At 66.1% G+C, this 7,268-nt stretch carries 5 protein-coding genes, 4 tRNA genes and 2 pseudogenes; 3 read left to right on the top strand and 8 right to left on the bottom strand.

The features are described 5' to 3' along the window. From A5736_RS03320 to A5736_RS25825, 5 genes and pseudogenes are all read right to left on the bottom strand, one after another. Positions 1-2,743, bottom strand: a pseudogene (locus A5736_RS03320) (hypothetical protein); the annotation flags it as partial. A 43-nt stretch (positions 2,744-2,786) separates the two neighbouring features. Next, positions 2,787-3,056, bottom strand: a complete 270-nt coding sequence (locus tag A5736_RS03315; protein ID WP_139333107.1) for a hypothetical protein — start codon at positions 3,054-3,056, stop codon at positions 2,787-2,789. Beyond that, positions 3,049-3,513 carry a YbaB/EbfC family nucleoid-associated protein gene (locus A5736_RS03310; RefSeq protein ID WP_175611170.1) on the bottom strand — a complete coding sequence of 155 codons (465 nt, stop codon included), beginning with the start codon at positions 3,511-3,513 and terminating at the stop codon, positions 3,049-3,051. The genes A5736_RS03315 and A5736_RS03310 overlap by 8 nt, the downstream gene beginning before the upstream one ends. 106 nt (positions 3,514-3,619) lie before the next feature. After that, positions 3,620-4,015: a hypothetical protein gene (locus A5736_RS03305; protein ID WP_076244505.1), complete on the bottom strand. Its 396-nt coding sequence runs from the start codon at positions 4,013-4,015 to the stop codon at positions 3,620-3,622. Next, a complete protein-coding gene (locus tag A5736_RS25825; RefSeq protein ID WP_139333106.1) occupies positions 4,012-5,712 on the bottom strand; it encodes a hypothetical protein in 1,701 nt (566 codons plus the stop codon). Before A5736_RS25825 ends, A5736_RS03305 begins: the two co-directional genes overlap by 4 nt. Here A5736_RS25825 and A5736_RS26630 point away from each other — a divergent pair. Next, a pseudogene (locus tag A5736_RS26630) lies at positions 5,708-5,788 on the top strand (hypothetical protein); the annotation flags it as partial. The gene A5736_RS25825 and the pseudogene A5736_RS26630 sit on opposite strands and share 5 nt — an antisense overlap. Positions 5,789-5,977: 189 nt before the next feature. Beyond that, entirely contained in the window at positions 5,978-6,589 is a 612-nt protein-coding gene (locus A5736_RS03300; RefSeq protein WP_254848273.1) for a site-specific integrase, read from the top strand. A 100-nt stretch (positions 6,590-6,689) separates the two neighbouring features. Here A5736_RS03300 and A5736_RS03295 read toward each other — a convergent pair. The 3 genes from A5736_RS03295 to A5736_RS03285 all read right to left on the bottom strand — a co-directional run bounded on the left by A5736_RS03295 (position 6,690) and on the right by A5736_RS03285 (position 6,973). Further along, positions 6,690-6,766, bottom strand: a tRNA-Phe gene (locus tag A5736_RS03295). 26 nt (positions 6,767-6,792) lie between these two features. After that, a tRNA-Asp gene (locus tag A5736_RS03290) sits at positions 6,793-6,869 on the bottom strand. Positions 6,870-6,900: 31 nt separating this feature from the next. Further along, positions 6,901-6,973, bottom strand: a tRNA-Glu gene (locus A5736_RS03285). Positions 6,974-7,108: 135 nt separating this feature from the next. Here A5736_RS03285 and A5736_RS03280 point away from each other — a divergent pair. Further along, positions 7,109-7,181, top strand: a tRNA-Lys gene (locus tag A5736_RS03280). The last annotated feature ends 87 nt before the right edge of the window (positions 7,182-7,268 follow it).

The raw sequence follows: 7,268 nt of genomic DNA, 5'->3' as shown, positions 1-7,268 counted from the left end.
CGACGCCCAACGGGTGGTCGCTGGTGGCCAGGAACGGCCCCTCAATACGATGAAAGTCGGAGCGCTCGAAGTAGGGCCGCAGCGTATCGCCGAGCACCCCGTAGAGCTGGGCGCGATCTGGGACCGGCTCGCCGCGCACCCCCTCGACCCACATCGACACCACGGGTCGGTGCTGCTCATCAAGGTGAGAGCTCATATGCAATGTGCCCACAGGCTGACCGTCTCGGGAGATTTCCCCATACAACCTGATGCCGGGATGGCTCGAATGACCGCGGAACTTGAGCACATAGTCCTCAGCTCCGACCTTCCAGTGGCCCGACATGTCATCGGCAAGCTGATCAATTGACCTATCCGCTGCGTGAGGATCCCCGGCAAGCCAATCAAACAACCTACGTTCTAGGTCTGAATCGGCGGCATCCTCACGCAAGACCTCGGCCATAGCGTCGGCATGCTCGAGGTGGACCTCCCGTGTCTCCGCCGGCTGTGCCCGGTAGTCCTCACGCGACACCGGCACAGGCTCACCCGCATCCGGAGGAAACTCCTGCTCCCAGTGGTGGAAGTCATCGTCACCATCATCATCGTGGCCCGCTACACCATCGCCGCCAGGGCCTCGGTTAGGGGGATCGCCCGGACCGCCACCGCTACGGCCACCTGCCCTGCCACCGGCCGTGCCAGGGTCTGGGTCGTTGTGGCCCTCGCTGCTGTCGCGGCCAGCCTCGTGCGGCTCCGGCTCACTCGGATCTCGACCGCTGTTGTCGTGGCTGGCTTTGATGACGCCGGCGTCCTTGCCTGCCGCGAGTGGGTCTGGGGCGTGGGTGGCGGCGGGCTGTAGGTCTTTGGGAGTGTCGCGGGCAACGCCGCTGCGGCGCAGCTTGCCGGGTCGAGCACCGGCGGGCCGGTTGGTGTGGTCTCGGGTGCTGTCGGGGCGGGCAGGGTCGCGGCGGGTGCTGTCACCCCGGTCTAGGAGGTGAGCGTCCACACTGGACCGAGCGGGCTGTCCGGTTGCGGCTGATTCGGGGCCCATCGGCGGTGCGGGATGCTCCACGACGCTCCCGCCGGTGTGGCCGGCCCCTGCCCGCTCAACGTCGCCGTGCTGGCCATTCGGGCTGGTGTGCGCGGCGCTGGTGTCGGAGGTATGCGCGGCCGGAGCCCCGGTCGGCTGGGCGGCGGGCTCCCCAGCGGCAGAGGATGATTCGGCAAGACCGGCCGGCGCATCCGGTGTCGGGCTTGGCGGCCCAACACTGGAGCCACGCTCCGAGGAGGCCGGCGGTGTGGCAATCGGGTCTGTTGCGTCGGCGGCGTGCACCGGTGTGGCCGCCGAGGGGTTTTCCGCGGTGCCGGAGGGCGCCATCGAATCTGGAAGCGGTGGACTGGCCGTGCCGGCGGTAGGCCTGGCTTCAGGCGGCGTCGAGGTGAGGTTCAGTACCCCTTCTTCGTGGGTGCGGGCGGCCGGTGTGGTTTCGGCGGTGGCCGTCGGGGTGGCGTTGGTGGGCCGGGTTTGGGTATCAGCGGTAGTGGTTGTCTCGCTTGGGTGCGTGTTCTGGGCGGCCGCCTCGGTTGGGGCCGCGGGGTGCTCAGTGGTGGCTCCGGTCGCTGACCGCGTCCCCGGGTCGCCAGTGCCCGGTGAACCATGGACATCCGTGCGGCCAGTAGGGGCGGCCGGGTCGGTGGGTTTGGTGGGCGGCGGGGCCGTATTGGTTTGGGGTAGGCCCGCATTCGGGTCGATCGGTCCGTCCTTGGCCGCGGTGACCCGGCCGCCGGACGGTGCGCGGATGTCACTAACGGCATCCGCTGGCACGGGATTTTCGGTGGGTGCATGCATCGACGCGGTGTGCTCGCCGGCACCGTGCGCAGCCCCCACGGCGCCGAGGCCAACACCAGAAAGTGGGTCCGTGAAACCGTCACCGCTGGCAAGCGCGTCGAGCCCGCCGACGGTGTTGGCGGCAACCATGCCCGACGTTCCGGCCACCGCAGCTTTCGCCGCGCTGGCCACACCGCCGCCCTCGGTGCCCAACACTGCCGCGACCTCGGTGCCGACGCCGCCAGCGGCTAGGCCTTCGGCTTCGGAGACCGCCATGGTTTTGGCGAGGCTTTCGAGGCTGAGTTCTTGGGGGTGGCCCTCACCGGCTAACACCGCAGCGGTGAATCCCTGTTGCTTGAGCCCAAACGCGACCGCCTGCGAGCCGCCTCGGAGCGCCATCGAAGCCACCGTGGTCCGCGGTGCCGCGGCCGCCAGGGTGTCGGCGATATCGCCGGTGATCTTGGAAAAAAACTTGTCGATCACTTCTCTGGCCTGCATCACAATGACCGGGATCCACGCCAGCGATTCATCACCGGTCACCGGGGCACTGGCCAACGCTTGGAGAATGTCTTTTCCCGCATAGATCAGCGCGAACACGGCCCCCAACTTGTAGGCCTGAACGTTGGTTCCGGTGGCATCGCCAGCGTCACTGAAGGTGTCCAGCGCCTCGAGGATCTTGTCCACCGCATACGGGCCGCCGAACAACTGGGCGATCTGCGTCAAGGCCTCCTGTTGAGTCTGCCCCTGCAAAACGTCGACGAGCTGGGTGGGCGCCCGTGCCAAGTCCGGGACCAGCGCTTGCACCTGGGCCTTCAGAGCCCGCGCCTCCGCGGCATGCTGCCACCATGCGCTTTCGCTGCCGTTAGGCTCGGGCCCCGCCGGCCAGGGCGGGCCTACCAACGCCGCCACCCACGACACCTGCGGGGGTATCTGAATATCCATAGCCGGTGCTTAGGGCGCGATCCGAGGGCCCGGTGCCGGGCGGCTAAGCCTCGTCGGCTGCCGTGAAAACGCGGGCGGCATGCCCTAACACCTCGGCGTGGGATTTCAGGAAATCAGCCTGCGCGGCCACCGCGGCGCACACTCCGGCCCAGTGGGCCCAATGATCGGCCATGTCTCCGTGCGTTTGAGCGCAATACCCAGTCGGTTGCGCGCCCATCTGGGCTGCCACCGCCTGATGGCGAGAACCCACCTCGCCAACGGAATTAGCGACACTGGCCAGCCCCTCGGGGTGCACCGCGAATGGGTCAGTCATTAGCGCATCTCCTCACTGTGGGAAACCCGGCCCCGTCATCGCCGTTGTGGTCGCCACCGCCCACCGACACCCCATGGGCTTTCTTCCACGGCGCGCCCGCAGCGAAATCGTCCAACCCAGACGGCAGCACATCCCTCAGACCCGGGATGTCTTCCACAATGTCGGAAAACGTGGGAAACGACTTGTCGCGCTGGTTGATCGGCGCCAACATCGCCGCCACCCGCTTCCCGGCCTCCCGGACAGCGGCTTGCGCCGCCTCAACGATATGGCCGGCCAGCTCATCGAAGTCATGATCGTCCAGATACGACGTGTCGATCACGACGTTCACCAACTGGCCCCGCGCATTAACGCTCACCTCAACAGTGCCCTCGGCGGCCTGGCCCTCCACCCGAAGCGCAGCCTGTTTCTTTTGCACGGCCGCAACATCAGCAACCTGAGCTTGCAGGCCAGCCAACACCTCATCAAGCCGGTCACGAACCGCCTCATTACTCACGTCTCACCCGCCCACCGTGACGCCCACGCTCACCGGTATGATACGCGACGTATCATCTGAGCCCGGCACCTCACCTTCGTCGGCCGCCGATGCGGGTGATGTTTGTGGCTGCTTCGAGTTCGCGGCGCAGGCGATGGTTGTCCAGGGTGAGTCGTTGGATGGCGGCGCATGCCAGCTCGAGGTGTTCGTCGAGTTGCTGGTTGTGGCGGCGTAGTTTGTCGTTGTCGCGTTGGAGTTTCTCGAATCGGCTTGCCGCACCCGCATCGTCAGCTGATGGGGTCGGTCTGCCGCGTTGTGCCCGCAGCTGGTCGGCGATGTCGGGAAAATTGCGGCGGAATGTGGTGTTGGCCAACCCGAGTCGGCGCGCCACGGCGAGCACGGCGGGTGGTTTTCCGGTCGACTCGGCGAGCTCAGCGATGAGGGTGCGGACCTCCGCGATGGTGGGCAGTGGCGCCGGGCGCGTCATGGTGGCTCCGTCGGGGCGTGGCGGTCGAGGAAGTTGCTGATTTGGTCGCGGCGCGCGGTAATGCGGTGCACCACTGGCGGGGGCAGTGCGGGACGGGTAGCGAGTTGTCGGTCGATCTGGTCGATTTCCTCTCTGAGCGCCGCGGCGTTCTGGGCGGTGAGGGCGGCGTTGCGACAATCAAGCGGGCGGCAGTCGCTCAGAGACGGGTGCTCGGCGCCGTGGGCATCGCGTTGCTTATGGCACAGCGCTTTGTCGGGGTTGAACACACAGGTGACGTAGGTGCCTGGGTGGATCGCCGGGTCGTGGCGCTGCATGAGACGTTTCAGCCGATGCGGGTCGGTGATGGTGATGCCGTGAAATCGGGCGCGGTTGCCCAGTTCTTCGAGTCGGCGGCTGGCCTCGGCGGCGCCGGGGCCGGCGAGGCCGGGGTGTTCATGGGCGTTGGCCAGTGTCAGCAGATGCTCGCCGCGGGTGAGGGCCTGCTCTGATTCGACTTCGGCGCGAAACCCGGATTCGGAGGTGCCGGCATAGCCTTCGAACATCTGGATGTTCAGGTGGCGGTACTGAATGGCGCCAGCGATGCTGCCCCCCGGTTGGCGGGCGATGAACCAGGCGACGGTACGGCGGAATTGGCGCGTCGTCAACCGGAAAGCCCGCCCGTTGACCTCTGGGATAGTGTCGGTTCGGTCGTTGTCACGGCAGTACCTGTTGATCCATGCGATGAGCTCGTCGAGCTGGTTGTTGGTTGACGTCGTGGTGATCGCGGCGTTGGCGGATCGGCTGGCGGGCCCGGCGCCGGGCCCGTGCGGCAATGAGGCGAATAACCACTCGGTGTGTGGTGGCTGCAAGCGTTCGAGGACGGCGATCGCGCGGGACACGGGTTGGCCGACCACCCAGGTCGCCGACACGCCGGCCGGGTCGCGTTCGCCCTTGAACGCGCGGCTGGTGAGCTTCCACCGGTACGGGGTGCCCGCCTCGCCTCGTTGGGTTCTTAGGCAGCCCCGCTGCAGGTGTTTGACCTCGCTGTCGCGCATCCCCGACAAGTAAGCGATGACCACATAACAGCTGGCTTGGAGCACCCTGGCCAGCGTGGCCAGACCCTCACGGTTGCGATGATGTGTGGCGATGCCGGACAGCCACGGCGTGCCGTCGTCGTGGCGTGCGGTGATGGGCAGGTCGAAGTAGGTGTGCGGGGTCACCCCGACGGCCGCTGCGACCGCCCGAATATCGTCGATGCAGACGTAAAGATCGCGGCGGTCATAGTCAAGGCGTCTCGCGAGGGCGAGCACGTTGACCTCAGAACCGTTGCCGGGCAACGGCTTCTGCAGTCTGAGGTGCTCGTTGAGTAGCTGATGTAGGGCAGTACGGAGCCCGACGGAGGTTTTGCCCTTGCCCGGAGGGGGGTCGTGGCGGTGGTCCAGCCAGTGGTCGTTGGCGGCCAGGATGTCCGCGGCGAAGCTGTCGACGAACCGCAGTGACCACACCAGCAGTGGACCAAGAACGTGTTCCGGGATGCGCGCGGTGGTGTTCTCGGCGGGCGGGGCGTGTGGTCCCTCGGACCAACCCGCAACGTCTCGTGGGTCCAACTCGAGTCGATCGGTGGCCAGCGCGTGGCGGTAGCGCCAGAAGTAGCGCACGAATGCGCGGTGCGCGCGACGGCGTCCTGGATCGAGCACCACGCTCAGCAGGTGGATCACGTCGCGGCCAGACCTGAGCGCGAAGGTTCGTCGCGGATACGAAGACAACTGGAGACTGCGTATCGAACCGCACTTCGGCTCGTGGCCAATCGGAAAGATAGACCACGAGTCGATCCAGCAGTGGGTCAACGCCATGTCGGCATCGGGCCTCGGGCCCCGAACTGTGAGGTGGACGCACTCGGTCCTCAAGATGACCCTTGACCGGGCGGCCGAGGAAGGCCAACTCATCGGCAAGAACCCGGCATCGCGAACTAAGTTTCCGCCGATGCGACATACGCCTCACACCTATTTAACTGCACCGGAAGTCGCGGCCCTCGCCCGCATCTGTGGGGCGCAGGGTGACGTTGTCTTGATCCTGGCTTATACCGGCCTCCGGTTTGGTGAGCTCACGGGTCTCAACGTCGAGGACGTCGACTTGGGTGCTCGCCGGCTTCGGGTTCGCCGGTCGATGACACAGGTCGGCGGCAGACTGGTCGAGGGTAATCCGAAATCGGATGCCGGCCGACGTTCGGTGCCGATTCCCGAGCGTCTGATGCCAACGCTGAAGGCACGCCTCGACGCACAATCGCCCGGTGCGCCCGCGATCGCGTCTCCAATGGGTTCTCGGCTGAGCCTGGAGAACTGGAAGCGTGCGGTCAATTGGCGGAGGTCGGTGATCGAGCTCGGCCGAAAGGAGTTGCGCGTGCACGATTTGCGGCACACCTACGCATCGCTATCGCGCCGCGCCGGCGCCGATCTCAGACTCCTCCAGAAGGCAATGGGCCACGCGTCGATCACCGTAACCGCGCACACCTATGCGGATCTATTTGACGACGAACTCGATGGCATCGCCACCGCGCTCGACTCGCTCGACGACTTTCCAGACGGCAGCAGTTGATCGAGCTTTGGCCCCATTTTGGCCCCATCGAGACGATCTTCCGAGGCGATCGATGCGCCACCAAGCCAAGCCTTCAGCGATCTGACCTCGATAAATATCTTGGTGGCCAGGGGCGGGATCGAACCGCCGACCTTCCGCTTTTCAGGCGGACGCTCATACCGACTGAGCTACCTGGCCGGAAGGCAGCGAGTGCCTCGCCGCGCTGGCGACCCTGACGGGACTCGAACCCGCGACCTCCGCCGTGACAGGGCGGCGCGCTAACCAACTGCGCCACAGGGCCTTGCTGCTGCTCCGCGTGTCCGCGTCGCGCGTACCCCCAACGGGATTCGAACCCGTGCTACCGCCGTGAAAGGGCGGCGTCCTAGGCCACTAGACGATGGGGGCCAGAACCGAATCACTCCGGGGTACTCGCAACGTGGTTACCGTTGGGAGCCACGTCAGCTTAGGTTACCGCGTGCCGAATCCTCAAACGAGCGCCGTTCGGGCGCCGTTCCCAACCCAGTATCCTGAATCTCCGCGGCCCCTATAGCTCAGTTGGTAGAGCTACGGACTTTTAATCCGCAGGTCCTAGGTTCGAGTCCTAGTGGGGGCACCGAGAGTGGTGTATTACCTCGGCTGATGGTTGACATTTCGCCTTCGGGTGATGCGCGACAGTGTTTCGGCTGATGGTTGACAGTTA

The sequence above is a fragment of the Mycobacterium sp. SP-6446 genome (assembly GCF_001954045.1).
In the GTDB taxonomy this organism is placed as follows: Bacteria; Actinomycetota; Actinomycetes; order Mycobacteriales; family Mycobacteriaceae; genus Mycobacterium.
The sequence above is the reverse complement of the archived record's forward strand: the minus strand, read 5'-3'. Positions and strand labels throughout refer to the sequence as shown.